Origin of the sequence: Pseudomonas kitaguniensis (assembly GCF_009296165.1) — a bacterium.
Taxonomy (GTDB): domain Bacteria; phylum Pseudomonadota; class Gammaproteobacteria; order Pseudomonadales; family Pseudomonadaceae; genus Aquipseudomonas; species Aquipseudomonas kitaguniensis.
Map to the genome: position 1 here is coordinate 1 of NZ_VUAZ01000227.1, position 1,734 is coordinate 1,734.

General features: G+C 62.6%; 2 protein-coding genes. Both read right to left on the reverse strand.

The annotated features are described in order from the left end of the window. On the reverse strand, positions 1-1,029 hold a 1,029-nt coding region (locus tag F0169_RS26870; RefSeq protein ID WP_172979571.1), incomplete at its 3' end, for a phospholipase D-like domain-containing protein. Between the two features lies 1 nt (position 1,030). Then, positions 1,031-1,612, reverse strand: coding sequence for a YceI family protein (locus F0169_RS26875; RefSeq protein WP_152748118.1), 582 nt, complete (start codon positions 1,610-1,612; stop codon positions 1,031-1,033). Positions 1,613-1,734: the final 122 nt, after the last annotated feature.

A 1,734-nucleotide genomic window follows, 5' to 3' on the forward strand; every position in this document is an offset into this window, starting at 1 on the left:
ACGCTCGAAACTGCCCGCCACCGCCGCCGTCAATTGCGGGTCCAGCGCTTCCAGGTTGGCTTCCAGATTGAAGCGCAAATTCCAGTGATCGAAATTGCACGAACCGACGCTGACCCAGTCATCCACCAGCACCATTTTCAGGTGCAGGAAACACGGCTGGTATTCAAAAATCTGCACGCCCGCCCGTAACAAACGCGGGTAGTAACGGTGCCCGGCGTAGCGCACCGACGGGTGATCGGTGCGCGGGCCAGTGAGCAACAAACGCACATCCACACCGCGCCCGGCGGCACGGCGCAAGGCACGGCGCACGCTCCAGGTCGGCAGAAAATACGGCGTAGCCAGCCAGATACGTTGCTGGCCGCTGTTCAAGGCGCGGATCAGCGATTGCAAAATATCGCGGTGCTGACGCGCGTCGGCATACGCGACGCGGCCCAGGCCCGGCCCGGTCGCCGGCACCTTGGGCAGGCGCGGCAAGCCGAAATGCGTGGCGGGCTTCCACTCCCGGCGCGCCGCATTGGCGTGCCATTGGCGGTCGAACAGCGCCTGCCAATCGAGTACCAGCGGGCCGCTGATTTGCACCATCACCTCATGCCAGTCGGCGGTGTCTTGCCCCGGCGTCCAGAATTCATCGGTAACGCCGGTGCCGCCCACCACTGCGATGCTCTGGTCAATCAGCAACAGCTTGCGATGGTCGCGGTACAGGTTGCGCATCCAACGCCGCCAGCTCAAGCGATTGTAGAACCGCAGCTCGACACCGGCATCGGTCAGGCGCTTACGCAAGCCAAGGGTAAAGGCCAGGCTGCCGTAATCATCAAACAGGCAGCGCACGCGCACGCCACGCTCGGCAGCTTGCACCAACGCCTGCACCATCGCGTCGGCACAGGCCCCGGCTTCCACCAGGTACAATTCCAGCTCGACTTGCTGCTGCGCGCCGGCAATGCCTGCGAACATCTGCGGGAAAAAATTCGGCCCGTCGATCAGCAACTCAAAGCGGTTGGCGTTACGCCACGGGAACACCGCGCCGCTCACGTCAACGCGCCGTAAAGATCAGCACCGCACCGACCGGCACCGACAAACTGATCGACTTGAGCCCCGCCGCCTTACGCAGCGCAGCAACGCCCGGCACCAGCTCGAAATCTTCGGCGTGCAGCACCACCGGCTCCAGGGTCACCACCTGAAAGCGCCGGTCGTCCAGGCGCGTGGCCAACAGTTCAGCGCTGTAGGTTTGGGTTTTGCCATGCAAGGTCACCGACAGCGGCAAGCGCAACTCCAACTGCGCGCCGGGGGCCAAATCGTTGATCGGTTGCAGGTTGATCTGCGCACTGATCAGCGCTTCGGGGAACGTCTTGATCTCGAACAGCTCATTGCGCATGCGCTCGTCACGCAGAGGAATGCCGCTGTTGACCGACTCCATCTCTACCTGCAACTGCGCAGCGCCCTTGCCGTCGACCTTGCCGTGCAGCACCAGGAAGCGATGGACTTCAGCGATTTCGGTGTTTTTGGTGGTGACGAACGACAAGCGCGAGGACTCGTTGTCCAGGTACCAGTCGGCGTGGGCAGGCAGCGCAGCGGCGGCCAGCAGGGCAAAAGCCAGGGGTTTGACATTGAACATAAGGACTCTGAGGCAAAAACCTGAGCGAACCTTAAGCGCAATATCACAAGCGGCGCAAATCCAATGTGGGAGGCCCCACTGCATCGTTGATGTAGCGCTGTCGCGCAGCAAACGGGCTCGGG